This window comes from Patescibacteria group bacterium, assembly GCA_041664365.1.
Classification (GTDB): Bacteria; Patescibacteriota; Patescibacteriia; order UM-FILTER-42-10; family UM-FILTER-42-10; genus JAHJEX01.
Genome location: JBAYKW010000003.1, coordinates 20,112 through 45,890 on the forward strand (window position 1 = coordinate 20,112; position 25,779 = coordinate 45,890).

Annotated in this window: 21 protein-coding genes, 2 tRNA genes and 2 pseudogenes; 16 read left to right on the top strand and 9 right to left on the bottom strand. The window is 38.7% G+C overall.

Features of this window, described 5'->3' with window-relative positions; all coding sequences use genetic code 11:
* Nucleotides 1-36 precede the first annotated feature (36 nt).
* From WCW66_02905 to xerA, 7 genes and pseudogenes are all read right to left on the bottom strand, one after another.
* Nucleotides 37-426 (bottom strand): hypothetical protein, encoded by a 390-nt coding sequence (locus WCW66_02905; protein MFA6391683.1) that lies wholly within the window; start codon nt 424-426, stop codon nt 37-39.
* 90 nt (nt 427-516) lie between these two features.
* Nucleotides 517-1,131 carry a class I SAM-dependent methyltransferase gene (locus tag WCW66_02910; protein ID MFA6391684.1) on the bottom strand — a complete coding sequence of 205 codons (615 nt, stop codon included), beginning with the start codon at nt 1,129-1,131 and terminating at the stop codon, nt 517-519.
* 141 nt (nt 1,132-1,272) lie between these two features.
* Nucleotides 1,273-1,683: a hypothetical protein gene (locus WCW66_02915; protein ID MFA6391685.1), complete on the bottom strand. Its 411-nt coding sequence runs from the start codon at nt 1,681-1,683 to the stop codon at nt 1,273-1,275.
* Nucleotides 1,684-2,077: 394 nt separating this feature from the next.
* Nucleotides 2,078-2,215: pseudogene (locus tag WCW66_02920) on the bottom strand (calcium-binding protein).
* A gap of 1,465 nt (nt 2,216-3,680) precedes the next feature.
* Nucleotides 3,681-3,754: transfer RNA gene (locus WCW66_02925), tRNA-His, on the bottom strand.
* 403 nt (nt 3,755-4,157) lie between these two features.
* Nucleotides 4,158-4,232 (bottom strand) — tRNA-Arg (locus tag WCW66_02930).
* A 413-nt stretch (nt 4,233-4,645) separates the two neighbouring features.
* Nucleotides 4,646-5,575 carry a site-specific tyrosine recombinase/integron integrase gene (gene xerA / locus WCW66_02935; GenBank protein MFA6391686.1) on the bottom strand — a complete coding sequence of 310 codons (930 nt, stop codon included), beginning with the start codon at nt 5,573-5,575 and terminating at the stop codon, nt 4,646-4,648.
* Nucleotides 5,576-5,887: 312 nt separating this feature from the next.
* On the opposite strand from xerA, the gene rpsO reads away from it, so the two are divergent.
* The 13 genes from rpsO (at nt 5,888) to WCW66_03000 (ending at nt 18,908) form a co-directional block, all read left to right on the top strand.
* A complete protein-coding gene (gene rpsO / locus WCW66_02940) occupies nt 5,888-6,157 on the top strand; it encodes a 30S ribosomal protein S15 (GenBank protein ID MFA6391687.1) in 270 nt (89 codons plus the stop codon).
* Between the two features lie 38 nt (nt 6,158-6,195).
* Nucleotides 6,196-6,861, top strand: coding sequence for an NYN domain-containing protein (locus WCW66_02945; GenBank protein ID MFA6391688.1), 666 nt, complete (start codon nt 6,196-6,198; stop codon nt 6,859-6,861).
* Nucleotides 6,862-6,863: 2 nt separating this feature from the next.
* A complete protein-coding gene (locus tag WCW66_02950) occupies nt 6,864-7,427 on the top strand; it encodes a hypothetical protein (GenBank protein ID MFA6391689.1) in 564 nt (187 codons plus the stop codon).
* Nucleotides 7,428-7,546: 119 nt separating this feature from the next.
* On the top strand, nt 7,547-9,814 hold the full coding sequence (locus tag WCW66_02955) for a polyribonucleotide nucleotidyltransferase (GenBank protein MFA6391690.1): 2,268 nt from the start codon (nt 7,547-7,549) through the stop codon (nt 9,812-9,814).
* Between the two features lie 141 nt (nt 9,815-9,955).
* A complete protein-coding gene (gene gmk / locus WCW66_02960) occupies nt 9,956-11,308 on the top strand; it encodes a guanylate kinase (protein ID MFA6391691.1) in 1,353 nt (450 codons plus the stop codon).
* 475 nt (nt 11,309-11,783) lie between these two features.
* The gene (locus WCW66_02965) at nt 11,784-12,146 is read left to right on the top strand and encodes a TraR/DksA C4-type zinc finger protein (GenBank protein MFA6391692.1); all 363 of its coding nucleotides are present in this window, start codon (nt 11,784-11,786) and stop codon (nt 12,144-12,146) included.
* 7 nt (nt 12,147-12,153) lie between these two features.
* Nucleotides 12,154-12,630: a signal peptidase II gene (locus WCW66_02970; protein MFA6391693.1), complete on the top strand. Its 477-nt coding sequence runs from the start codon at nt 12,154-12,156 to the stop codon at nt 12,628-12,630.
* Nucleotides 12,611-12,931 (top strand): RNHCP domain-containing protein, encoded by a 321-nt coding sequence (locus tag WCW66_02975; protein MFA6391694.1) that lies wholly within the window; start codon nt 12,611-12,613, stop codon nt 12,929-12,931. The genes WCW66_02970 and WCW66_02975 overlap by 20 nt, the downstream gene beginning before the upstream one ends.
* A gap of 132 nt (nt 12,932-13,063) precedes the next feature.
* Nucleotides 13,064-14,584: a YifB family Mg chelatase-like AAA ATPase gene (locus tag WCW66_02980; GenBank protein ID MFA6391695.1), complete on the top strand. Its 1,521-nt coding sequence runs from the start codon at nt 13,064-13,066 to the stop codon at nt 14,582-14,584.
* Between the two features lie 104 nt (nt 14,585-14,688).
* The gene (locus WCW66_02985; protein MFA6391696.1) at nt 14,689-15,441 is read left to right on the top strand and encodes a PsbP-related protein; all 753 of its coding nucleotides are present in this window, start codon (nt 14,689-14,691) and stop codon (nt 15,439-15,441) included.
* Nucleotides 15,442-15,455: 14 nt separating this feature from the next.
* Nucleotides 15,456-17,366, top strand: a complete 1,911-nt coding sequence (locus WCW66_02990; GenBank protein MFA6391697.1) for a hypothetical protein — start codon at nt 15,456-15,458, stop codon at nt 17,364-17,366.
* An 8-nt stretch (nt 17,367-17,374) separates the two neighbouring features.
* A complete protein-coding gene (locus WCW66_02995; protein ID MFA6391698.1) occupies nt 17,375-18,157 on the top strand; it encodes a hypothetical protein in 783 nt (260 codons plus the stop codon).
* A gap of 19 nt (nt 18,158-18,176) precedes the next feature.
* Entirely contained in the window at nt 18,177-18,908 is a 732-nt protein-coding gene (locus WCW66_03000; GenBank protein ID MFA6391699.1) for a hypothetical protein, read from the top strand.
* 162 nt (nt 18,909-19,070) lie between these two features.
* Here WCW66_03000 and rsmI read toward each other — a convergent pair whose 3' ends face one another.
* Both rsmI and WCW66_03010 read right to left on the bottom strand, forming a co-directional pair.
* Nucleotides 19,071-19,733 carry a 16S rRNA (cytidine(1402)-2'-O)-methyltransferase gene (gene rsmI, locus WCW66_03005; GenBank protein ID MFA6391700.1) on the bottom strand — a complete coding sequence of 221 codons (663 nt, stop codon included), beginning with the start codon at nt 19,731-19,733 and terminating at the stop codon, nt 19,071-19,073.
* A 64-nt stretch (nt 19,734-19,797) separates the two neighbouring features.
* On the bottom strand, nt 19,798-20,964 hold the full coding sequence (locus WCW66_03010) for a peptidoglycan DD-metalloendopeptidase family protein (GenBank protein ID MFA6391701.1): 1,167 nt from the start codon (nt 20,962-20,964) through the stop codon (nt 19,798-19,800).
* Between the two features lie 468 nt (nt 20,965-21,432).
* Here WCW66_03010 and WCW66_03015 point away from each other — a divergent pair.
* The 3 genes and pseudogenes from WCW66_03015 (at nt 21,433) to WCW66_03025 (ending at nt 25,777) form a co-directional block, all read left to right on the top strand.
* A pseudogene (locus tag WCW66_03015) lies at nt 21,433-22,563 on the top strand (class I tRNA ligase family protein).
* Between the two features lie 159 nt (nt 22,564-22,722).
* Nucleotides 22,723-24,612, top strand: coding sequence for an alpha/beta fold hydrolase (locus WCW66_03020; GenBank protein ID MFA6391702.1), 1,890 nt, complete (start codon nt 22,723-22,725; stop codon nt 24,610-24,612).
* Between the two features lies 1 nt (nt 24,613).
* Nucleotides 24,614-25,777: a hypothetical protein gene (locus WCW66_03025; GenBank protein MFA6391703.1), complete on the top strand. Its 1,164-nt coding sequence runs from the start codon at nt 24,614-24,616 to the stop codon at nt 25,775-25,777.
* Nucleotides 25,778-25,779: the final 2 nt, after the last annotated feature.

Sequence of the window (25,779 nt, forward strand, 5' to 3'; positions counted from 1 at the left end):
GTTTTCTATTGGGTTTCACTAATTTGATGAGAGAATTTATTTATTTTCCTCTTCATCCTTAAACATATTATCCCAGTTACCTCGTTCATCTTCATCCGCAATTATTTCACCATGAATTAATGGGACATGTAGCTCTTGGTTTTCAGTATATCCAGATTTTTTAATTGCTTCGCGACGTTCTTCGGTTGCAGGGGCAACGAATAATCTTCCTTCCTCATCAACATATGCAATAACACCAGAGTCCATCTTGTATGTTTTTGGTTCAGCTTTCCAGTTTTCATGTTCCCATCCTTTTTTTTCTCCACCTAATTCTCGTGTTCTTTGGTCCATTACATGTTCCATTTTAGTTCCAGGCTTAATTTCCATCCATCCTAAATCTTTAAAACCATAATCAGGTTCAACTGGTGTTTCTAAAAAGTTTCTCATATTATTGTATTTAATTATTAATATATTCAGTATATCAAAAAACCACCCATTTGACTATTGAATGGGTTGTATTTAGGAATGAGATTGTAGTTATATTTTTTCTCCCCAAACTGAAATCCATTTTATGTCTCTGCCTAAATCATCAGGTAATATTTTGGAAAGTATTATCTTAAATCCACCCGCTTTAACATATCGCTCTAACTCTTTTTTATGAAAAAATGTGAATAATCTGCTTTGACCAGCCGATAATTTTTCTTTAATATTTGCTGTTTCACTACCTTTTTTTACTCTTATATGAATCTTGCCTTTAGGTTTTAAAACTCTGTACATATTATTAATGGATTTTGGTACATCCTTTTTATCTAAATGCAATAAAACCGCATTAGCCCATATTGCGTCAAAATATCTATCTGGGAATTTTAATTCCAGAATACTCATTTTCTTAAAATGTCCTTTTGGCACTCTTCTTCTGGCCTCTATAATAAATTTTTGAACTAGGTCGATACCAGTATAGGTATATCCGTGATTAATGAATATTTTAGCATCTCTACCGCCGGCACATCCTATTTCTAACACTCGGCTATTTTTTGGTAGCATATCCATGAAATCAAAAATTTCTTTAGGGCAGTAATTTTCAATATCATCAAGATATTTGATGCCCAATTTGGAATAAACTTTTATAAGATTTTTAGAATTGTCTGCCATATATTTTTTGTAATATAAGTATATCAAAAAACCCCGCCAGGGGCGAGGTAAACATTCCTTTGGGGAATGATTCTTTGGGGAATAGTCACGGTACAATTTAGAACTTTTGATTGTCCTGGTACTCAAAATATAGTTTAGATTTTAGTAATATGGTAAAACATCTGGTAAATAATCATACATTTTTTCAAGTGGAGCAAAGAATGAGGATGCCGAACCATCATATATTGCCTCGAAAGCATTTACAACGACTATTAATAAAATTGGAAGTGATAGTAATATCATTAGCAGTGAAAATATAAAATCCGCCATTATATTTTTGATACTAAATTTTGTAATTTTACCATTTTCTCGGCGAAACATATGGTTGAGAAATGACATAACGATGAATGCGAGAATGAAATATAATATTGATTCAAAAAATAATGGTAAAAATAATCCCCAAAATGTAATACTAAAGAATAACCATAAATAATGAAGTGGTCTTTGTTTTATTTTTCTACCAAATCTTGAGGCACTGTTATTTAATTTTTCAGAAATTGTTTCGTCAGTCATATTTGTAATTATTAGTGTATTATTTTATGGAGTACTGATGGGTGCTTATTCTACCCCGTTAGAAATAGGATTTCTAACGGGGTTCACTAATTTGATGGAGGTGTTTTTAGTAGATTAATAATTAATTACATGTTCCATTAAATGAGTGAAACATATCTGGATATATTTTTTGGCCACTCTCGCATAAGCAATAAATCATTTCTGGTTTACAATAATCGTAATTGGTCCATTGACAAGATGATGACAATAAACAATCATTTTCTGATTCAATACCCCAACAATTTGGGTTATAATTATCATCAATTTGTTGAATGTTACCACCATTTTCTTCACATTTAGATTCAAGGATATTACTTATCTCATTTATTTTGTATTCTATTCTCCCATCACCAGCTGGATTATACCCACCTTCAATTTCTTCTAAATCATCATATCCATCTGAATCTGTATCATTACTTTGTATATCTGTTCCTAAATACTTTTCATTAAAATTAGGTATAGAGTCATTATCTGAATCAAGTTTATAGTCTATATCAGTAAAGAAAATATTTTCTAAATCATAATCACCAAGAATTGAATCGGGCCTATTTGTTGCCATATATTTATACCAACAAGATAAACTGTTACCAGATTCTTCGCATTCATCCAAATATATAAATTGGGGTACATAATGTTTATTAGGTGGTGCATTATAAGGAGTAAAATCTTTGACCTGATTAACTAAATCAATGAAATTTTGTGGACAATTAATATTACAAATAAATCCTTTCGTTTTTAGATTTTCAGATATTTCTTCTTCGTCTTTAGAATAATATTGATAGTGAAGCCAGTATAATTCAGTTTCCTGGTTATCAGGGGAATAATAGCCACTAGCTATTCCTAAGTCATCTATATCATCCATTTCAAAAAACAAATCATTTATGCGAATTATACTATCGTATATATTTGTATATGTACTTTCTGAAATAACACTGGCACCAGGAGCAGACTCTTCCCATTCATATATAACTATCCCATTAGCTCCAATGTCTACACTAAGAGGAACTAAAAATGAGTTATCATTATAACCTAATCTTATGTTTTTAATTTTTACCCCATTTACATTGTAATCACTTTTATTACAAGATCCTGCTTTACCAAAACAACCTTCTTCGCATCTGTATTCTACATAGCTATTTACAAAATCTTCTTCAGAATTTATTTCTTCAGGACATACTGCTTCTTGAAGTATTCCTTCGTCACATCCATCACTTATTTGTGGTGATCCATATATCATATATCTATCTGAAAAAGCAATTTTGTCACCAATATAATCCATACGATTAGGAATGTATTTACTATTCTCTCCCAAATGCCCATCCAGATCAAAGCATTCCTTAGCTCTACATTTACCATTTTCCCATATTCCATTAGCTGCATCACATTGAGCTGTAAGTGACCCAATTAATAATTCTTCTTTATCAGAATTTACATTTGTAAATGTGTTAGTATTTGTGTTTCCGTTTATTACTTCAGTATTAGTATTAATATCATTATCTTGTATGATGAAATACCAATAAATTCCCCCAACAATGACAACAATGAAAACAACGACCAATATAATCAGTAAGGTCTTTTTATTACTCATACTTTTATGTAAATAATTATAAACTAAGTATATCAAAAAACCCCGCCAGGAGCGAGGTAAACATTCCTTTGGGGAATGATTCTTTGGTGGGGTGGCCAGAGGCCCGCCTCGACTCGCCTTGAGCTTGTCGAAAGGCAAGGCGGGGAGCTTCTCGCATCCCCACTGCTGTGGATCCGCTCGTCCTGGGCAGTCTGCCCGACTTGCCAGTCATGGCGGGCGGGCGACAAATGCTCCGATGGTCGCATTCGTCGACGCTCGACTGCTCCTTCGCCTTCGTCTCAGGATTGTCTCGCTTCTGCCCGTTCAACTCCTTTCTGTTTTAATGTTTTTTGAAATTAAAAATACCTCCTATCACTAGGAGATATTCTTTTGGGGTGGCCAGAGGGAGTTGAACCCTCGCTAGCGGGACCACAACCCGCTGTTCTACCGTTAAACTATGGCCACCACGGGTGATCGCGAACTGCGACCTACATTTGTCCGGAACTTACGTTCCGAACAAATTCCGATCTCCGTTCGCGTCCCCCTTTACTCGCGCATCCGTACTCGTCTCGCTAGGCGAGACTCCGTTCCTGATGCGCTCGTTGATTTAATATTATTTATCTTGTGCGCTCCTGATTTGCTCGGGTATAGCTTATATATTGGGACCCCCGATCCGCCAATAGGCGGAGTGGGGAGAGGGGCACAAATGTGGAAGGCGGAGTAAACGTAATACTTTTACGGATACGGAGCCTGAAATATTTGATGACCCGTGGTGCCCCGGCTAGGAATCCCCGCCGGAGGCGGGTGCGCCTTTGGCGCAGAACCTACACATATTACTTATTGTCTCTGCAAGTCATACTGACTCGTATGGTGCCCCGGCTAGGAATCGAACCTAGACCTAAAGCTTAGAAGGCTTCTATTCTATCCATTGAACTACCGGGGCGTATTGAAATGTGAATATACTATATAATTGCAATTCAATCTAGCAATATTCGGATAATAAGTCAATCGTAGCTTGCCAATTGACACTTTTTCATATTTAATTTATGGTAACTGACCGCTTAAGTGTTTTATACTCACAAGAGAGGGGGTGAGAATCATGAGCGGTATCGGCAATGTTCTACCAGGCATTCCCCTAGAGGATCAGCCCATGGGCGTCTATCTGCATGGGCAGACCCACCGCGAACTGCGGGATGGAGGGTTGACTCCGGCAGCCATCGCTTCAGCGGTGGAAAGTGGAATACTTCTGTGCGTTCCACTCAGTGGCCAGGATGGCGAGCCCGAAATCGATATGTACCTTTTCAGCGACGCGAAGTCGTGACTCGGGGTTTGTATTCCAATACAACCCTTTTTTTATTACTTTTTTCTTTTGGTATCGTGGAACGCTTTGTGTACGTCCCGTAACTGCTGATTGGTAATGTGTGTGTAAATTTGTGTGGTGGTTATGGAAGCATGACCGAGCATCGCCTGAACGCTACGGATATCCGCGCCATTCATTAAAAGATCAGTGGCGAAACTGTGCCGCAGGGTATGTGGTGTAACATTTTTGGTAATACCGGCAGCTTTGGCATATTTTTTGATCAGTCTCTGAATGGATCGGGGAGTGATAGCATCCGTACTTTCTGTTTTATTTGAGGCGCGGTCATGACGGACGAATAAATTCATGGAAACATCCTTGCGTGCGCTGAGATACTGATTAATCCAGTACTTAGAGGCGTCAGATAAAAAAACAATTCTCAATTTTTCTCCCTTTCCCCTGATGGTAAACTCATCCTTTTTCAAATTAATTTGGTCTTTGCGTAAATTTGCCAATTCAGAAACACGCAGGCCGGTGGAAAAAAATAGTTCTAATATGGCTTTGTCTCTTTTTTTAATAATAGCCGGCTCTTCCATTTGCATGGGGGATTCCAAGATCCGCCTTAAATCGTCGCCTTCCAAAAATTCAACTTCCCGTTCACTGATTTTAGCCAGCTCAATCTTTTCCGCTACCAGTGTTTTTATGTCCTGCTTCGCCAGATATTTTAAAAAGGAGCGCAGGGCGATGATATGATAATTTTGTGTACTTTTTTTTAATGACTGATTTTTCTGGTTTGTAACGCGGTTCAGATACAATCTGAAACCTTTTACTTTTTCGGCGGTAATTTCTCCGGGACTGCTGAGGTTGCCCCAGGTTATGAAACGCTGAAGGTAGAAATCATAGTTACGGATTGTTGCCTGACTTCGGTTTTTCTCAATCTCAAGATATTCCAGAAAATTTTGTTTATACTTTTGCAGAGCATTGTTCATAAGTATATTGTACGACACATAGGTTTTTTATTCAAATATCAAATACTAAACACAAAATTCTAAATAAATTTCAAATTTGAAATTTCAATATTCCAAACTAAATTAGGTTAGATTATTGAAAATATATAATAATATTTGGAATATTGTGATTTATTTGGAGATTTAGAATTTTATATTTGGAATTTCCTAAAAATTGACAAAAAAGGCGCTATCTGTTATTTTTGCAATGTCTAATCAGTAATCTGCGGTTCTCCGGTAGAAGCGATAGGTGGGGAGCGCTACTCGGGAATCCGCGAATATATAGGAGATTTTATGGGTCTTTCGAAAGAAAAGAAACAAGATCTAATCAATAAGTACAAAACACACGAGGGCGACACCGGATCATCAGAGGTCCAGGTAGCCATCCTCACAGAGGAGATCGATGAACTCACCGATCATCTGAAGATCCACAAAAAGGATCATTCATCCAGAAGAGGGCTCCTGAAAAAAGTGGGGCAAAGGCGCAGATTACTGCGTTATCTGGAAAAAGACAATTTGGAAAGTTATCAGGGATTGATTAAAAAGCTAAAACTTAAGAAATAAATTACGCCGGCTTTTTTAAGCCGGCTTTTGATAAAACTATGTCAATAAGACACAAAGAACAAAGAGTGGGGGTTTTTGTAGATGTTTCCAATATGTACCATACGGCAAAGCACCTTTTTAATGCCAATGTAAATTATGGAAAAATTTTGGAAGAGGCAGTATCGGAAAGAAAACTGATCCGGGCGGTTGCCTATGTAGTTCGCTCACAGAATAATGAGGAAGAGCCTTTTTTTGAAGCGCTGAATAATCAGGGTTACGAAGTAAAGGCCAAGGATCTGCAGGTTTTTATTGGTGGTGCCAAAAAAGGTGACTGGGATGTCGGCATTGCTATGGATATCATGCGTATGGCCTCTAAATTAGATGTAATTGTGCTGGCATCAGGCGATGGTGATTTTACTGAATTATTGAAACACGCCAAAGCGCTGGGTTGTCGTACTGAGGTGGCAGCTTTCGGCAAATCAGCATCCGCAAAATTGATAGATGAAGCTGATAGCTTTATCGACTTGAATGAGCAGAAAGCAAAATTTCTGATCGTTAAAGGAAAGCATTCGGCATTACCGAGAAGGAATATTAGTATGCCAACACGTCCGGCACAGTCTGCACCCATCAGTTCTGCATCCAGAATAATCAGTGCGAGACCGGTCCGCCGAACAATCCCCAGGGCGATACCTAGACAAATACCAAGGAATCCAATCGCGAGATAAATATGCCAAAAAAGCAAGCGCTAAAATCAGGAATTCCATTTATCACATTTCTAATTGTGGTAACCGTGCTGGTTGGAATTTGGTTCTTGAATAAAAATGATGAAGTGACTGATAATACTGAAGAGACGGTTAATCAGTCTGTTAATCAGGCACAAGCTCAAAATGCAAATCAGGAAAATATAAATACTCCAAAGTCAGTTGAAAATATTAACAGTAATTCCAGTGTATTTGAAAATTCGGATTATAACTTTTCCTATAATCTCTCAGAGAATGAAGCGGTCAAAGAGGAAGATTCAGCATCAATATATACAATATATTTTAACAGCGATAAATTGAGTATTCTGGATGAAGAAATGGAAAGCGCTGTACTGGGCGGGATATCTGTTGTATCAGAAAAAGATGTTAATATTGACGGAATTAAAGGAACAGAAATTGCTGCCACCAGCAATAAAGACGGTTCACAGATGAATTTGATTTTAGTAAAAAAAGGTGGTAAGCTGTTTCACTTCCAAGGAACCGAAACTTTTTTAACAAAAATAAAAACAGAATTCTTTTTTGAAGACTAATTAATTATTGCTTTTTCTGGACGTCAGACCGTTAGGCTATAAGGGATAGGATCCTTTGCAGTCTAAAGCCTGATAGTCAGAAGAGGCGCCCCGACAAAGGGGTAAGCAAAGGAATCATTATGAGTCCAAACACAAGCTCTTCTGGCGTGAAAACGTTCGAGACAGAGATAGCAGGGAGAAAACTCTCCCTGGAAACCGGCAGACTTGCCGGACAAGCACATGGTAGCTGTACGATCCAGTATGGAGATACTGTCGTTTTAGCTACTGCTGTAATCAACCCAAGCGTGAAAGAGGATCAGGGATTTTTTCCTCTGACCGTTGATTACGAAGAAAAACTTTACGCCGCCGGCAAAATCAAAGGATCCCGGTTTATTAAGCGTGAAGGCCGGCCGACTGATGAAGCGGTATTAACCGCCCGTCTGATTGACCGTTCGATCCGTCCGTTCTTTGATGAGAATATGAAACACGAAGTACAAGTGGTACTGACCGTGCTTTCTGTTGATCAGGAGAATGACCCGGATTTTGTATCATTAATTGCCGCTTCCTGCGCACTGAGCATTTCTCCCATTCCTTGGAACGGGCCGATTGCTGGTGTTAAAGTCGGTCAGGTGGATGGCGAGTGGGTCTTAAATCCAATCTATGAATCATTGGAAAAGAGCGATTTTAACCTGATGCTGGTCGGAATTGAAGACCGGGTAGCCATGATGGAATTCGGCGGGAAAGAAATAGACGAAAAATCGGTTGAAGAAGGAATTAATTTTGGGTATAAGCATATCCAAGAAGTTATCGCCTTTATTAAAGATGTGCAGTCCAAGATCGGAAAAGAAAAATTATTACTGGAATTCGGCGAATCGACTGAGGAAGAAAAGAAAGAGCTGGCACACGTTGAAGAAATAGTTAAGAAATATGCCGCTGAAAATGGCAATAAGGTTTTTGCTTCTAAACTGAAAGATGAACAGAAAGTTGCAATGCAAACTATAAAGGATGAACTGGAAGAAATTCTGAAAGCGGATAATGAAGTAACCAAAGAAGGCAGAGTCAAAGGATTAAGTATGGTGGAGAAACTGATTGATGAAGTTGCATGCAAGAAAATATTGGAAGAAGGTATTAGGCCGGACGGCAGAGGCGTGGATGAGATCCGACCGCTTTCTGCGGAAGTGGGAATTCTGCCTCGTACGCATGGAACAGGTCTGTTTAATCGTGGTGAAACTCAAGTACTATCAGTAGTTACGTTAGGATCACCGGGAGATGAGCAGTTATTGGACGGAATGGAAGTATCCGGTAAGAAACATTATATGCATCATTACAACTTCCCGGGATTCTCCGTGGGAGAAGTAAAAAGAATGATGTCCGCCGGCAGAAGAGAAATCGGACACGGGGCATTAGCTGAAAAAGCAATCTTGCCTCTATTGCCTGATAAGGAATCTTTTCCTTATACCATCCGCGTGGTATCAGAAGTATTGTCATCCAATGGATCAACATCCCAGGCTTCAATCTGCGGATCGTCTCTGGCATTAATGGATGCCGGTGTACCGATCTCAAGCCCGGCAGCCGGTATCTCAATCGGTCTGATGGCTAACGAAGATATGTCCAATTATAAACTGCTGACTGATATACAAGGGCTGGAAGACCACATCGGTTTGATGGACTTTAAAGTGGCCGGAACCCGTAAAGGGATTACAGCCATGCAGGTTGATATTAAGAATAACGGACTGACTTTAGAAGTAGTAAAAGGGGCGCTGGAAAAAGCTAAAATTGCACGTGGAAAAATTCTGGATGTAATGGAGCAGACAATCCCAAGCGTTCGCACAGAACTATCAAAGTACGCACCGCGCATCGTTCCGATGAGAATTGATCCGGATAAAATCCGCGAACTGATCGGCCCGGGCGGAAAAGTAATCAATGAGATTATTGATACAACCGGTGTTCAGATTGATATTGAAGATGACGGATTAGTAATGGTTACAGCTGACAAAGATTCCAAACTTGAAGAAGCATTGGAATGGATCAAAGGTATCACCAGCGATCCGGAAGTTGGTCAGGTGTATGAAGGTAAGGTATTGAAGATTGTTACAGACCGCAACAGCGGTAAAGAAATAGGCGCTTTAGTGGAACTGGCTCATGGTAAAGACGGAATGGTTCATGTTTCGCAAATTGCCCATGAACATGTGAACAATGTAACTGACAAAATAAATGTCGGTGATATCGCTAAAGTAAAAGTGATGGGCGTTGATAAGGAACGCGGTCGTGTAGAACTTTCTATGAAAGTATTACTGCCGAAACCGGCCGGTTATGAGGACCGGGGTGATGATCGCGGAGGTTTTAGCAGAGGTGGTGGCAGAGGAGGAGAGCGACCACAAAGACCCCAACGAAGAGACCGTTACTAAGTAATCGAAGAATTCAACCGTCCCCTGTGAAAAGGGGGCGGTTTTAGTTTATCCCGTGGTCGAGCAAAACTCAATCTAACGGGATTTATTCTCGGTCCAATTTGTGGTAGAGTATAATAAAGTTATCTTTAAGGGGGAAACATGAGGAAAAAGGAAAAACTGTTTATTATCTCCGGTCCGTCCGGAGCGGGAGAAGATTCGGTGATTGAAGGTCTCCGGAGTCATTTTGATATAGAGCGGGTTATTACTACAACTACCAGAGAAAAAAGAAAAGGTGAATCAAAAGGCAACCCATATTATTTTGTGAGTAAAAATGATTTTAAATCCAAAATCAAAAAAGGCAATTTTATAGAATATGCCGAGGCATATAACGGTAATTATTACGGGACGACCAATGATGAAATTGAACGCGTTAGAAATTCTGGTAAGATCGGAATCTGGAAAATAGAATATAAAGGTGTCCAGATTGTTAAGAAAAAACTGCCGGATGTGAAGTCAATTTATATTGCTCCGCCGGATTTAAAAACTTTGGAGAATCGCATCAAAAAAAGAAGCAAGGTGGATGCTTCATATGTTGAAGAGCGGATGAAATATACGAAACAATGGTTGAAATATGAAAAAATTTATGATTATAAGGTTGTTAATCAGGAAGGAAAATTAGATCAGACAATTGTTGAAGTCAGAAATATCATTAAAAATCAGTTAAGCAAGGGAATTGGACTGAAAATTGCCTTTGGTTTCATAACTTTACTTATCTTGATCGGATATTTTATCGGTTTCAGTTTTTTTCATCTGGACAGCCGGGATCAGATTATCAATTACTATGAAAAGATCACAGCTTCCTACAAAATAAAGCATAAAGAACAGTCCTATTCTGAATTACTAAAATTTGTGCCAAAAGACAGCACTTTGGCCTATATTGTCGGACCATTAACGTTTGATTTCTTTACCGGGAGCAATATTGATGATTTTCCAGTGCCAACATACCAACAGGCACTCTTTTTTTACCCGAAAGAAGGACTATCGCCGGGGGTTGTTCTACGATTAAATGATCCAAAATCGGAGCAATGGGAGAGCTTCAGCAAGCTTGTTGCGCAGGTTTGGGCTAAAAAATTCCCGGAAAAAGTACCTTTAACCTTGCCGGATGGCACAGTTGTTTACGAATTAGTGCCAAAACCGGAAAATATTAAACCAACAACCCTCGAATACAAAGGAGAAACAATATATACGCTATCTGATGGCTCAGAATCTGCTATTTCGTACGTCAAAGTCGCAGATTACGTGATTGTATCATCATCAGACCAAATCACTCGTTTAGCCCTTTTATCCGCTAATGATATCACTCAAAGATATGAAAAAGGCTTATATTCCCGCTGTTTAGCAACAAAACCATATGAATATCTATTGATGGATAATGCAAAAAAAGCTGAAAACATTGATATATTAGCAAATGTTTTACCCGTCATTATGTATTCAACTGAAAAATGCATATAAATTGGCTAAAATTAGCCTATTATGTCAATTTTTCACTAAAATCTGTTGACATGAGGTAAAAAATATGATATACTACCTTTGTGAAGTAATTTCACGTTATACAAGCGTATATTGAAAATCTAATCTACCACACGGAATAGCAAGGAATATCTCCCTATAAGACGCTTGTAGGGACAAAGTTCTTTACTATTTTGAAGAGGGAACAAAACAAAAATAAAAGCGGTTAACATATATAAAAATATGGTTAACCACAAAAATGGTAGAGAATCGTCATTTTCTCCCTAAAACCCTCATAGGAAAGAAAATGCTTAAAGTCTTTGCGACACCAATCGAGCGATCGTCTCACGACGAAAGTGAGTTGGGCAAGGGCCTTGGGCGTGACAGTGCTTAAATAACTTTGTAATGGCGCTAGTTGCGCCCTTTTTCTTTTCTCAATATTTTGTATAATGTATCTATAAGTAATAAAGAAAAAACAATGGATAAAGAGTTTTTAAAGAAGATAGAAGGAGAGCTTCTCAAGCAACAGGCTAAATTACGCGGTGAGTTAGGTAGTTTTGCGGACAAGAATGTAAACAAGGAAGATGATTTTAACACCCGTTTCCCAAGCTATGGAGACAAAGATGAAGAAAATGCAACTGAGGTTGCCGATTTTCAGGATAACCTTTCAGTGGAAAGAAGTTTGGAAAAGACTTTGGAAAGAACTGATTTAGCATTGGAAAAAATTAAGAATGGTACATATGGCAGTTGTGCTAAGTGTGGGAAAGAAATAGATCCGGCGCGTTTGGAAGCATTCCCAGCGGCAACGCTTTGCATGGAGTGTCATAAATCTGCTCAATAAAAACTAAATGAAAGAAGAGTCCAAACAACTGATGCTTATTAATATTGGATTCTTTTTTTTGTTTGTTATAGATCGGATATTGAAATGGTGGGCTCTTAATTCATTATCCGATATCTCGTCGATAACTTTTTTTCGTATATTCCGGTTAGAATTGTATTTGAATGAGGGAATAATTTTTAGCGTACCACTACCAAAAATCTTAATCTATATAATAACGGTATTTATCATCGGGATTGTCGCTTCATTTTTAAATTTGGCATATCGGAAAATAAATTTATATTTGATTTCAGGATTATCTTTAATTTTAATTGGAGCATTCTCTAATCTGCTCGATCGGATTAACCATAGTGCGATTATTGATTTTGTAAATTTACGATTTCTGCCTGTCTTTAATCTGGCTGATTGTCTGATTGTCACCGGTTCCATAATCATAATTTTAAAATTATTTAATTCATCTGAATATCATGATGAAAAAATTCACTAAAAAGAAAGAAAACTTTATTTGCATTAACTGTAAAAAGAAAGTCGAAGGTGACGGGTATACCAATCATTGTCCTTTTTGTTTGTATTCCTTGCACGTAGATGAATCTCCCGGTGACCGATCTTCAGTCTGCAATGGTGTGATGAAGCCGATCAATTTGATTATCAAAAACAAAGAGGAGAAGATTGTGCATGTCTGTAAAAAGTGCGGAATGCAGAAACTGAACCGTCTGCACGAGTCAGACAACAGAGAAATAATTTATAATATTATAGAACAATATAACCGGAATAATTTGCCGATATAGCGTTTAATTCTTTTTTATAATATTAACTAAAACGTGGGCAGTTTGACTGTCAGGTGGGTTGGTGCTAACATATAGGAAATAAATAGATAAGCAATGGGCGTCTTGCGATGCCTTATTTTTATTGTAAATAGTATGCCTTCAAAACTATACTCCGCCGCGTTGGTCGGTATTGAAAGCCAAATAATTGAGGTGGAAGCTGACGTAGCCTCTGGCCTGCCTAACTTGATTGTGGTCGGTCTACCGGATACAGCGGTGCAAGAGGCGAAGATCAGGGTGCGCTCGGCGATTATCAACAGCGGTTTGCCTTTCCCAAGGACCAGGGTAACTGTAAATTTAGCGCCTGCGGATCTAAAAAAAGAAGGTTCATCTTTTGACTTGCCGATAGCACTAGGGATTTATATGGCAACACGGGGTGTTGATATAAATTTACCGAAAGAAAAATCAATATTCATCGGGGAACTTGCTTTGGATGGAACGGTGCGGAGGGTCAGCGGTATATTGTCAATCGTTATGATGGCGAAACAAAATAATATTAAAAATATATTTCTCCCGGCGGAAAATATTGAGGAAGCGCGGGTCATCTCTGGGATAAAAGTATTTGCTGTCTCAAACCTGATGCAACTTGTAAATCATTTAGATAATTCACGTTTAATTATCCCAACATCACATCATATTGAAAGGCTTACTGAAAATGAAAATATTGATGAAACATTTTCTCAGGTAAAAGGCCAGGAGTTTGCCAAGCGCGCGCTGGTTATTGCTGCGGCAGGAGGACATAACCTCTTCATGACCGGACCTCCGGGCACCGGTAAAACTATGCTGGCCAGAAGTATCCTTTCAATCTTGCCTGAACTTCAGACATCAGAAATGTTTGAAGTAACCAAAATCTACAGTGTTGCAAAATTACTGGCCAAAGGCGGGTCGTTGGTGTCAAAGAGGCCATTCCGATCACCACACCACACCGCATCTGCCGCCGCACTGATCGGCGGCGGCAGAACTCCAAAGCCTGGCGAAATATCGCTTGCTCACCGGGGAGTATTGTTCCTGGATGAGTTGCCGGAATTCCCGAGAATCGTTCTGGAAAGTCTTCGCCAGCCTTTGGAGGATGGGCAAGTGACAGTGGCCAGAGTTTCGGGCACTATTCAGTTTCCAGCTAAGTTTATGCTGATCACTGCTGCCAATCCTTGCCCATGCGGTTATCTCTCCGATCCCAAACAGGTGTGTCGATGTTCACCGAATCAAATAATAAATTATCAGAAAAGAGTATCCGGTCCGCTTTTGGACAGGATGGATTTACATGTGGAGGTGGCTAGGATCGAATTTTCTGAACTGGTTAGAGAGCCGGGTTCGATGCTTGAAACCATCGAGATCAGAAGAAAGATAAAGAAAGCGCGATTAATCCAGAACAGCCGTTTAAAACCGGCAGGACTTCTGGAGAATTCTGAAATGACTCAAAAGGAAATAAACCGCTATTGTCAGGTGGATAAAAATGCACAGACTCTTTTGAAACAAGCGGTGGAAAAATTCCCCCTGTCAGCACGAGCATATTTTAGAGTATTGAAAGTTGCCAGAACAATTGCCGATATAGAACAAGAGGAAAGAATCCAGACTCAGCATATTGCCGAGGCGCTGCAGTATAGATTAAAGTTGTAAGTTTTAAGATTTAAGTGAATATCTTTAACTTTAATCATAAATCCTTAATCTATAACAAACAGAAAAAATGGTATATACTGAAGGGGTATATTTATCATCAAAATATGAAGGGTCAGTCAAATTACAGCCATATAATTATCTCCATAACAATCGCCATAATAATGATTGTTTTAATTTCCGGTTTTGCGTATGGATTTTTATGGTTTTTTAATAATTATATTGGAAGCAGTCTGGATCCATCCAACAACGTAGTTAAACAGTGTATCGGTCAGTGTCAGGAAGAGGCGGCTTGCTCAGTGGGGACCAGCAGTAATTATCGGTTGGTCAACGGGGTTTGCCAGTGCAGTTGTATTAAACTAAAAAATGTTCTTAATACGAATACGGCTACAAATACTAATATTCAGAATACAAATGAATCTGAAAATACAAATACCCAAGATACAGGTTTGCAGATATATGAAAATCCGAAGTTTACTATAGAGTACCCGAGCGGTTGGGAAGCTCGTACCGATATATCCGGATCAGATCTCGCATCGGAAACTGTAACTATTTCATCACCAGAGACAATAGGGGATACTATCTGGTCCGTTTTGCTTTATAACGCTGATTCAACCGACATGGATTCTTTAATCGCCAAAATGGGCGATCAGTTTTCAGACCGCCGAGAAATAAGAGATAGAATCACGATTGCCGGTAAACAGGCAACTAGAGTTACGGTAACGACGGAAACAATAGAGGGTTGGGAACATGTACAAATATTTTTTGAGGATGATGATACACTCTATGCCATCAATGACGGTGCCGGTCGCAATCTGGAATTTGAAACTTTTTATAATTCATTTCAATTTATAGAATAATTTATTTTAATTATATGATTAATCAAAAAGGACTTACCCATATAATAATCGCAATCGGTGCGTTTGCCGTAGCGGCTGTAATTTTTGTCGGCGCATGGTGGTTTGTTTTCGGTCGTTCAGATGATGCCAATACCACAAACACCAATACAACAGTTACAATAAATTCTTTTACTGAATGTGAGGCGGCCGGGTATCCGGTAATGGAAAGTTATCCTAGGCAATGTGCAGCGGGAGGTAAAACATTTACGGAAGTAATTACCAATACAAATATTTCGGTTAATCAAAATGTTAATAGCACGACAGATAATAATTCTGTAAATCAAGTTTCATTTATTTCCTATTTAAGTGATGATAAAATATTTTCTCTGAATACAGAGAACGGAGATACTTCAATTGTGTTAGAGATATCTCAAATAATTGATTATGATATTACAAAAGATGGACAAAATATTGCTTATGTATCAAAAAAGGATGATTTAGAAACAGAGGTACACATATATAATATTGGTACGCGATTAGATAGTATTGTTTTAAATGAACCGTTGACATATTATCATGATATTCTATTGTCCCCCGATGGCGGTAAAATTGCATATGTGAAAAAAATATATAATAATCAGGAAAATGAATATTTAAATCAGGCAGTTTATTATAGTGATATTGATGGAACAAGTGAAACAAAAATTGCCGACACCGGTAAGACTGATGCTGAGATTGGCAATATATATGGTAATGATGTTTGCCAGTGGGGGAATGATATAAATCTATTAGGTATTGAAGGTTGGGTACCAGAAAGTAATTATGTAGTTTATTATATTAACGATGATTATGAGTGTAGTGGTCCAGGACACGATAGAATTTATATTACGGATCTTAATGGGAATAAATCATTTTTTGATGAATATCTTTCTAATTCAGGAACTTTCGACTTTAACGGAAATGAAACTTCTTGGTTACCGGTAAGAATAGATTGGCCGATTGATGCAACTGTGAATGGTTCATTTTTGCTTTCTCAACATGCTCCAATCCCTATGACAAATAGTCGAATGGTTACTGTTGAAAATAATGAAATAAAAAAAGATTTTAATCTTATCAATTACGATGATCCGGAGTATAAGAATAATATGCAGAGGATCCGTTCAAATTATGATTATAATAGTGAGCTTGTTGTATGGGATGAAAAAATACACTACTTTGGTAGTCGTTGGGAAGAATTAGGAAGTAATGAATCGATACAATTACTAAATCTGAGTCAAAATGAAGCATCAACTATTATTGAAGCGCAAACTGATCTAGCATACACAAATCCTGTGTTTATAGGCGATAATAAAATCTTATATCGTCGTTATAATGTTGAGGTGGTAACTAATCCATCCGGTTATACATATAATAAAAAATCTGATGATTTTGATTTGTTCATTTATGATTCATCTGATGAAAGTAATAGAATGTTGATTGAAAATATCATTGCTGAAGATATTCATGGATATATTGCATCAGCGGCAAGTGGTTGGCAGACACATACCAATGATACTTATGGATTATCTTTTAGTTATCCCTCGACAGTTGATATTGAGCAAGCAAGTGGCAATATTTATTTGGCATCTGGTGATGTACAATTCAACGAGATTGGCTCTTCAAACGCTTTTTTAGCAGTAATTAATAATGCTGAATATTATGATCAGGACAATGCTCGATTGAATAACATTGTTGAGGATACCATCACTATTGCCGGGGGAGATTATAAACGTACAACTGGAAATGACAATGGGCGATATGAGGGTGATTCTGCTGGGATAGTAGTTAATATTGCTTTTAGCGATTATACAATTCATATTGAGCAGAATCCGGGTAATACACATCCGATGGAAGACACTATTGCACTAGCAAATCAAATACTTTCAACATTCCAATTCACTAATTAAAAAATTGTATGAATAACCAAAAAGGGATTGTCCCAGTAGTAATAGTAGCTATCATTGCCGGGGTAGTAATTATTGGGGGCGGTGTAATTTGGTACTTCACATCTCAAAATAGTACCAATAGTAATACCAACACAAAGAATACAATCGAAAATACAAATAGTGTAATGAATACAAATACCAACAGTGCATTGAATACTAATTCAAAGGTAAATACAAATAGCACAATTAATACAAACAACAACACAATTCAAAACACAAATAACGTAACAAATACTAATACAACTGTAACCATAAACACGAATAGTGCATTGGATGAAACTGCAGATTGGGAAACATATACAAATACTCGTTATGCATACACAATAAAATATCCTGATAATTGGTATGTAGACACGAATTATTCCGAAGCCGATTTTACTTATAGAGCTGGCGAGCAGACTTATATTGGGGGTGATACTTCATGGTCTAATTACAGCAACCCAAGTCAATATACTCTTGGAACAATTCCAAATGACATTGAGTCGGTAAATCTTCTTATCTGGAAAGTAAGTCAATCATCAAGTGTTGATGATTTTATAAATGGTAAATTTTCTTACTATGATAAAGAATCCTTTATTTCAAATGATGTTACAGTAACCCGTTTATTTTTGAATGATGAAAATGGTCAGGAAAGTGAAAGAAGAATGCTTCTATTAAAGCAGGATGATAGATTGTTTGACTTTACATATGGTCAGAATGGATCATTATCTGTTATGGAAGATATGATTAATACATTTCAATTCACTAATTAAGTTATTAATTAAAAATGGTATGAATAACCAAAAAGGTTTTGCCCCGGTAATGCTCGTTGGTATTATCGCAGCAGTAGTAATAATTGGGGGTGGTTTGACCTGGTATTTTTTATCTCAGGATGCCGGGGATGATCTTAACATTAATATTTCAAATACAAACACATATTCAAATGTGAACCAATCAGCGAATGCAAATGTCGCTGTATCAAATAGTAATATGCAGGCAGCGGCCGGTAAGTATGCAACAATTGATTCTACGTATGCAACTGTCAGTGCTAAGGAATTTTCCACGACAAAAATCCATGAGCCTGGTTACTATATGCTCGGACATGTGTCAGTAAAAACAACCAGTGAGGCATCTGCTGTAGCTGCGGAGAATGTCAGTATTAATAATATGAGCGCCATGGGTACTTGTGAAACGGTCTCTAATACGTCCAATCTTGGTACTTGGATCAGTGGGAGTGAAACACAAGCATCATCAGTCGAGGTACGTGTTGAATGCCGTCCGGGTGTGATATACAATGAAGACGATATTATTGATACTACTGGATCACATGATTCAAGCAATATACTGAAGTATGCCAATCATACATCGGCTTCAATAAACCGTATATTATCATTTAACGTAGTGGTTACATATAAGGACGGAACCACAGCCTCGACACCAATCACGGTCAGTATGGATCCGAATAAACTCATGGTAAATGATTTCGGCGCGGGAATGATTACTGAGCCTGGGGCAACTTTCTAGTTTTAAAAAATAAAAAAGAGCTGTGAATGTCACAGTTCTTTTTTATATTATACTTATACATTTGTCATGCTGAACTTGATTCCCCGGCCGCCTAGCTGTCGCAAGGCAGCGGGGCAGGCAGCATCCACGGAGATTCTGAAATAAATTCAGAATGACAGTTCGTTATTTAATGGCGCTGATAATTACCACAAACTCGCCTTTGGTAATTTTTAAATTTTCCTGTACTTCAGTGACAGTGCCTCTTAAGAATTCTTCATAAATTTTGGTCAATTCACGAGCTACTACAATTTTTCTATCTCCTAATATATCTTTTAATTCTCCCAGCAGTTTTTCTATACGGTGCGTTGATTCATAAAAAACAATGGTTCTTTTTTCGTCTTTAAAAGAATCCAGTATTGTTTTCCTTCCTTTTTTATGTGGAAGAAATCCTAGATATACAAAAGAATCGGTCGGCACTCCTGCGGCAGAAAGCGCTGTAATAACCGCAGACGGTCCTGGGATTGGTATTACAGATATATTATTTTCTATAGCCTTTTTTATCAGAACCTGCCCGGGGTCGGATATACCGGGAGTTCCGGCGTCGGTTACTACCGCAATATTTTTATCTGCTTTCAATTCTCCGATCAGGTAATCAATTTTAGCGATCTTGCTGTGCTGATGATAACTGACCAGCGGTTTATTGATGCTATAGTGATTTAGAAGAATGGAAGTATGTCTGGTATCTTCACAAGCGATGATATCAACCGTTTTGAGTGTATTAAGAGCTCTCAGAGTGATATCCTCCAAGTTTCCGATAGGTGTGGCAATGGTGTATAGGTTTCCCATAGCGAATTAATTATATCATTTTCCAATCAAAAAAGCGCCCCGGATATCGGAGCGCCTTTAAAGTTTATAAGTAACTTAGGGGGTTCTGTTTCCTGCCGTTAACGATCACTTCAAAGTGTAAATGATTTCCGGTGCACCATCCAGTACAGCCCATCATACCTAGCGTTTGGCCTCTGCTGACATTATCACCGACACTAACCGCTATTTTACTGAAATGGCCGTAAAGCGTCTGCATACCGTTACCATGGTCAATCATCACCATAAGCCCGTACCCGCCTGACCACCCGGCAGCTGTAACGCGTCCGGTATCGGCGGCATAGTTCGGTGACGTGGTGTCACCGTCAATATCAATGCCGGTATGTCGCCAACCGTAATACTGATTAATGCGACGGCTCGGTGTTGGCCATTGTAGTTTTGTTCCATAGGTCGGAGTTGCGTCAGCCGGTACAAAGAAATTAGAAACAGAAGCAAAACGGGATGTCGGCTGGACAACCGGTGCCGGCGGTGCCGGCGGTTCTCCGCCCGGCAAGATAATAATCTGATCTTTGGAAATTGCTTCAGCGGAAGCCAGTTGGTTGTATTCAACTATTTCACTTGCTTCAGCCTCGTATTTTTCCGCTATTTTATCCAGGGTATCGCCGGATTTAACCTGATAGGAAATTCCGGAGACCGGCAGGATTGTTAATTTTTGACCGGGCTTAATAAAATCTCTGGCACCAAGTTTGTTTTCCCAAAGAATTGTGTTGGTAGAAATATCATATTGTGATGCAATATCGCTGACTGTCTCTCCACCCTGGACTTCATGATAGACCACTGATTCGCGGACCCGATCACCGATCGTAGTGGCAATCAGATTTGGTTTGACAATTGCTCCTTCAGCGGTGATGGATGCACTGTCTACAATCATAGTTTCATCATTCCCGAAATATTGGGAGCTTGCAACGCTTCCGGTTGTGTCCGCAAACATGGAATTATTATCAATTGTTGTGTCCGATGTTTCTACAAATAATTCTTCACCCTGCGGTTGAATGAGAGAAGCAAGAATATTATTTTGCCCGACCTCTGAATTCAGTTCCTTGGCATTCAAATTGTTGGTGGTAACGATAATTGTCAAAAGGATTATTAATGCATGGACAACGTATCTGGTGGTGAGCGAATAGAGCAGCTTTCCTTTAGCCGGACGGTAGATTGAGCCCAGCTGTGATTTCACTGTCAGATACACTTTATACATTCTCACAATCAGGAAATAGAATATGAAGTTTCCTATTTTTTGTAGCGGAACAACAATCAGATATTTACCCAAAAAGAAAAGTGCTCTCTTCAGGTAGATAAGACCTTTTAAGAAAATTACCAGTATATGACTAAGTGTTTTTTTAATTTGAATACTAATTGATTTCTCCCAAATTAAAAGCCATGTTCTATGGTTAGAAGATAGCTATTAGTTGTTTTAGTATTTCATAATATATTACCTAAACCAAGGTTTCAGTATCCAACAATTTAGGATACTCAATAAGCTATCATGGCTACTTTCATTTGTCAAATTTTTTTTCTAAAATAATCTGAAATAACGGCTAAAATTAGCCAAAAAAAATGGCAGATTTCGCAGATTACCCCCATTTTATCTGGGTTTTGTGAATTCCATTATGTCCGGAAAGGTGGTAAAATACCGTAAACAGGGGCTTAAATGACTTTAATGGGAATGAATAATAGCATGCCGGAAGCAGAAAAATACGATCATCAATCGATTGAGAAAAAATGGCAGGAAAAGTGGGAGCAGGAAGGTCTTTATGAGACGAAAGACGACACCAAAAAGGACAAATTCTACTGTTTGATTGAATTTCCGTATCCGTCAGCGGAGGGATTGCACGTCGGACACCCGCGCAGTTACACGGCGCTCGACATTGTTGCGCGCAAAAAACGCATGGAAGGCAATAACGTCCTGTTTCCTATTGGTTTCGATGCATTCGGCCTGCCGACGGAAAATTATGCAATCAAAGTCAAAAAAAATCCGGCTGATATCACGGATGAGAATATCGGACGCTTCCGCAAGCAGTTAAAATCCCTGGGGCTTTCCTTTGATTGGTCCAGAGAAGTAGTAACTACTGATCCGGAATATTATAAATGGACGCAGTGGATTTTTATAAAGCTTTTCAAGGCAGGTCTGGTCTATCAAGCGGAGATGCCGATTAATTGGTGTCCTTCCTGCAAGATCGGACTAGCCAATGAAGAGGTGGTGAACGGCAAGTGCGAACGCTGTGGTACTGAAGTAACCAAAAAGAACTTGAAACAATGGATGTTTAAAATAACTCAGTATGCCCAGCGCCTGATTGACGATCTGGATACGGTGGATTATCTGGAAAAAATAAAATCTCAGCAGATTAACTGGATCGGCCGTTCAGAAGGCGCACGGGTTCAATTTAAATTAAAAAATTCTAAATATCACGTAGAAGTTTTTACCACCCGGCCGGACACAATATTTGGTGCAACCTATTTAGTGCTGGCACCGGAACATGAACTGGTGGAGAAATTGAAACCGGAAATTTCTAATGTCAAAGAGCTGGAGAAATATATTAATGCTTCTCAGAATAAAAGCGATTTAGAAAGAACAGATCTGGCTAAAGACAAAACCGGGGTTGAATTGAAAGGAATTAAAGCGATCAATCCGGCTAGTGGTGAAGAGATTCCGGTTTGGGTTGCGGATTATGTTTTGACGGGATACGGTACCGGCGCGATTATGGCTGTGCCGGCGCATGATTTAAGAGATTTCGAGTTTGCTAATAGATTCAATCTAGATATAAGGTGTGTTATTAATCCAGACAAAAAAGATCTAAACCCGTCAAATATAATAAATTCTTCTTTTAAATTCCATGAATCAAAACATCCAGAAGTCACTCTTACACTTACTCAATGGTTAGGACGTGAATGGGATCCAAAAACAGAGCATCAAGAGCTTTTGATAGGCAATAGATGTTATGTCGGCGAAGGCAAGATGATCAACTCTGGTGAGTTTAATGGTATAGATTCGCAGGCAGGAATCAAAAAAATTACAGTTTGGTTAGAAAAATTAGGTAATGGAAAAAAAGAAGTTAACTACAAACTGCGTGATTGGATATTTTCCCGTCAGCATTATTGGGGTGAGCCGATACCACTAATTCATTGTGAACAATGCAAGAAAAAAGATAAAAAAACAGTGCTAATCATCCACGGAACCGGGGGTTACGGCAGAAATAACTGGTACGGCTGGCTGGCCGACGAGCTGGAAAAAATGGGCCACGAGGTTATTGCTCCTGACATGCCTGAACCTTTTGAGCCTGTTTTGGAGAAATGGCTTAAAGTTTTGGATAAATATACTGACAGGCTCAATGAAAATTCAGTGGTAATTGGACATTCTTTGGGCGGTCCTGCCGCGTTGCATTTTGTTGCCAATCTGAATAAAAAAATTGGCAAGCTTATTTTAGTTGCTCCGACCTATCGTGATATGGACTGGGAAGATTATGCGAAAAAGCATCCCGATGATCCGGTGGAATATCAGCATAAATTCAACCAGCCGGAGATTCTCTATAAATCAGTACATAATAATACGGAAAAAATAGTATATTATTATTCTGATAATGATTTTTATATTCCGAGTACAGTTCCTGAACATTACAAAAAAGTTTTAAAGGCAGACTTCAGAATGTTAAAAAGTAGAAATCATTTTTCAATATCTCAAGGTGGAGCATTTACTTTTCCAGAAATATTTGAAGAAATAATGGAAGGAAAAAAGACAGCGGTCGGAATCGTTCCGGTGCCGGAAAAAGATCTGCCTCTAGAACTGCCGAAAGTAAAAAATTATGAACCGACGGAAACCGGCGAATCACCTCTGGCGGGAATTACAGATTGGGTTAATACCATTTGTCCTAAATGTGGTGGTCCCGCAAAAAGAGAGACAGATACCATGCCGAACTGGGCGGGTTCCAGCTGGTATTTTCTGCGCTATACTGATCCACATAACGACAAGGAATTTGCTTCACAAAAAGCATTGAAGTACTGGCTACCGGTGGATCTGTATAACGGTGGGATGGAACATACTACTTTGCATCTTCTGTATTCCCGATTCTGGCACAAAGCGCTTTATGATTTGAAACTGGTGCCGACTCCGGAGCCATATCAAAAAAGGATTTCCCACGGCATGGTTCTGGCGGAAGACGGAAAGAAGATGTCCAAGTCGCTGGGCAATGTGATCAATCCTGACGATGTAGTTAAAGAGTACGGCGCGGACACTCTGCGAATGTATGAAATGTTTATGGGACCGTTTGCCGAAGCGATCCCTTGGGACACGAAGGGGATTGTTGGTGTAAGAAGATTTTTGGATAAGGTTTATTTATTAGGGGATAGGGTTAAGGGATTAGGGGTGAGGGGTGGGGGTGTTGATGAAAAGACAAAGAGTCTGCTCCACAAAACAATCAAAAAGGTAACGGAAGACATCGATGAATTCCGGTTTAATACTGCTGTTTCTGCTTTAATGATTTTGGTTAATGAAATGCAGGGAGAAAATAAAGTTGATAAAAGTACCATGGAAAAACTGTTACTGATATTATCTCCATTCGCCCCGCATTTAACTGAAGAGTTATGGATAAAGCTTGGAAACAATAAATCTATCCATTCGGAATCCTGGCCGAAATTTAACGCAATACTGGTTAAAGATCAGAAAATCGAATTCGTCATACAAATCAACGGCAAACTCAAGGATAAAAGTCTGATGCCGGCTGACGCTACAGAGGAAGATGTGATACAATATGTAGAGCAAAGTAGTAAAATTCAGAAACTGATTGCAAATAAGCAAGTCATCAAAAAAATATTTGTACCGGGCAAGCTGTTAAATATTGTGGTCAAATAAGATGAGCGGATTTTTTTCAAAATTCTATCTGAAGAGTGAACTTTCTTCAGGGGTAATTTCGCTGTATATGAATCGGGTGATTCTGCAGGTGGCGAACGGAATGCTCGGGCTTTTTTTGCCCGTTTTTCTTTATCTGGTTTATGACCAGAATATCTATTATGTAATTGCCAACTTTCTCATAGGCTATCTGGCCTATTTTTTTATGTGTCCGATTGGAGCCAAAGTTATGTCCAGGATCAATCTGAAAAAGACACTCATTTTGAGTATCCCTTTCTTAGTTTTACATTATATTTGTTATTACTATTTTGAAACCAACATTCTTTTATTCACTGTTTTATCAATAGTTTTCCTGACAATTTACCGGATGTTTTATTGGGTCCCATATCACACTGACTTTGCCGAATTCACGGATCGGCGCAACCGGGGAAAACAGATCAGCTTTCTGGCGGCAATCGCATCGCTAGTCAGCATCGCTGTTCCGTTTACCGGGGGGTTTATTTTGGACCAGTTTAATTTTCAAATACTGTTTGTAGTTGTAATTATTTTAATTTCATTGTCACTAATCCCTTTTCTTCTAACCAGGGCGGTCTATGAAAAGTACAGCTTCGGATATTTTGAAACATTCAAAAAACTTTTCCATAAAAAAAACCGGAGGATGCTTTTAGCCTATGGAGCAGATGGTGCGGAAAATTCAGTCGGAGTAGTATTGTGGCCGATCTTTGTCTGGCAAATTTTAGACGGAAAATATCTGGTGATCGGAATTATTTCCTCGATCGTTGTATTGTTAACAATTATTATCCAGTTGAGTATGGGAAAGTTCACGGACCAGATGCGCAAGAAGAAACTGATGCGTACCGGCTCTATTCTTTATGCGGTTGGCTGGCTGATCAAAACTTTTGTTACTACCGGTTTCCAAATTTTTATCGCGTCGACATACCACAGTTTTGCAACGATTGTCATGCGCACTCCGTTTGATGCGCTAATGTACGAAAAAGCGGCTGATTCCGGTCATTATGTTGATGAATATACTGTATTGCGGGAAATGGCTATCAGTTTAGGACGGGTTATTATACTGGGCTTTATGCTCTTGGCAATCGCCTTTGGTGGTATGGGTTTAGCTTTCCCGCTGGCTGCCTTGGTATCATTATTTATTAATGTATTATAGAT

What these genes read in the sequence shown, in the direction of transcription:
- WCW66_02905 (MFA6391683.1), bottom strand. Translation starts at nt 426, where the DNA reads ATGAGAAACTTTTTAGAAACACCAGTTGAACCTGATTATGGTTTTAAA.
- WCW66_02910 (MFA6391684.1), bottom strand. Translation starts at nt 1,131, where the DNA reads ATGGCAGACAATTCTAAAAATCTTATAAAAGTTTATTCCAAATTGGGC.
- WCW66_02915 (MFA6391685.1), bottom strand. Translation starts at nt 1,683, where the DNA reads ATGACTGACGAAACAATTTCTGAAAAATTAAATAACAGTGCCTCAAGA.
- xerA (MFA6391686.1), bottom strand. Translation starts at nt 5,575, where the DNA reads ATGAACAATGCTCTGCAAAAGTATAAACAAAATTTTCTGGAATATCTT.
- rpsO (MFA6391687.1), top strand. Translation starts at nt 5,888, where the DNA reads ATGGGTCTTTCGAAAGAAAAGAAACAAGATCTAATCAATAAGTACAAA.
- WCW66_02945 (MFA6391688.1), top strand. Translation starts at nt 6,196, where the DNA reads ATGTCAATAAGACACAAAGAACAAAGAGTGGGGGTTTTTGTAGATGTT.
- WCW66_02950 (MFA6391689.1), top strand. Translation starts at nt 6,864, where the DNA reads ATGCCAAAAAAGCAAGCGCTAAAATCAGGAATTCCATTTATCACATTT.
- WCW66_02955 (MFA6391690.1), top strand. Translation starts at nt 7,547, where the DNA reads ATGAGTCCAAACACAAGCTCTTCTGGCGTGAAAACGTTCGAGACAGAG.
- gmk (MFA6391691.1), top strand. Translation starts at nt 9,956, where the DNA reads ATGAGGAAAAAGGAAAAACTGTTTATTATCTCCGGTCCGTCCGGAGCG.
- WCW66_02965 (MFA6391692.1), top strand. Translation starts at nt 11,784, where the DNA reads ATGGATAAAGAGTTTTTAAAGAAGATAGAAGGAGAGCTTCTCAAGCAA.
- WCW66_02970 (MFA6391693.1), top strand. Translation starts at nt 12,154, where the DNA reads ATGAAAGAAGAGTCCAAACAACTGATGCTTATTAATATTGGATTCTTT.
- WCW66_02975 (MFA6391694.1), top strand. Translation starts at nt 12,611, where the DNA reads ATGATGAAAAAATTCACTAAAAAGAAAGAAAACTTTATTTGCATTAAC.
- WCW66_02980 (MFA6391695.1), top strand. Translation starts at nt 13,064, where the DNA reads ATGCCTTCAAAACTATACTCCGCCGCGTTGGTCGGTATTGAAAGCCAA.
- WCW66_02985 (MFA6391696.1), top strand. Translation starts at nt 14,689, where the DNA reads ATGAAGGGTCAGTCAAATTACAGCCATATAATTATCTCCATAACAATC.
- WCW66_02990 (MFA6391697.1), top strand. Translation starts at nt 15,456, where the DNA reads ATGATTAATCAAAAAGGACTTACCCATATAATAATCGCAATCGGTGCG.
- WCW66_02995 (MFA6391698.1), top strand. Translation starts at nt 17,375, where the DNA reads ATGAATAACCAAAAAGGGATTGTCCCAGTAGTAATAGTAGCTATCATT.
- WCW66_03000 (MFA6391699.1), top strand. Translation starts at nt 18,177, where the DNA reads ATGAATAACCAAAAAGGTTTTGCCCCGGTAATGCTCGTTGGTATTATC.
- rsmI (MFA6391700.1), bottom strand. Translation starts at nt 19,733, where the DNA reads ATGGGAAACCTATACACCATTGCCACACCTATCGGAAACTTGGAGGAT.
- WCW66_03010 (MFA6391701.1), bottom strand. Translation starts at nt 20,964, where the DNA reads ATGTATAAAGTGTATCTGACAGTGAAATCACAGCTGGGCTCAATCTAC.
- WCW66_03020 (MFA6391702.1), top strand. Translation starts at nt 22,723, where the DNA reads ATGATCAACTCTGGTGAGTTTAATGGTATAGATTCGCAGGCAGGAATC.
- WCW66_03025 (MFA6391703.1), top strand. Translation starts at nt 24,614, where the DNA reads ATGAGCGGATTTTTTTCAAAATTCTATCTGAAGAGTGAACTTTCTTCA.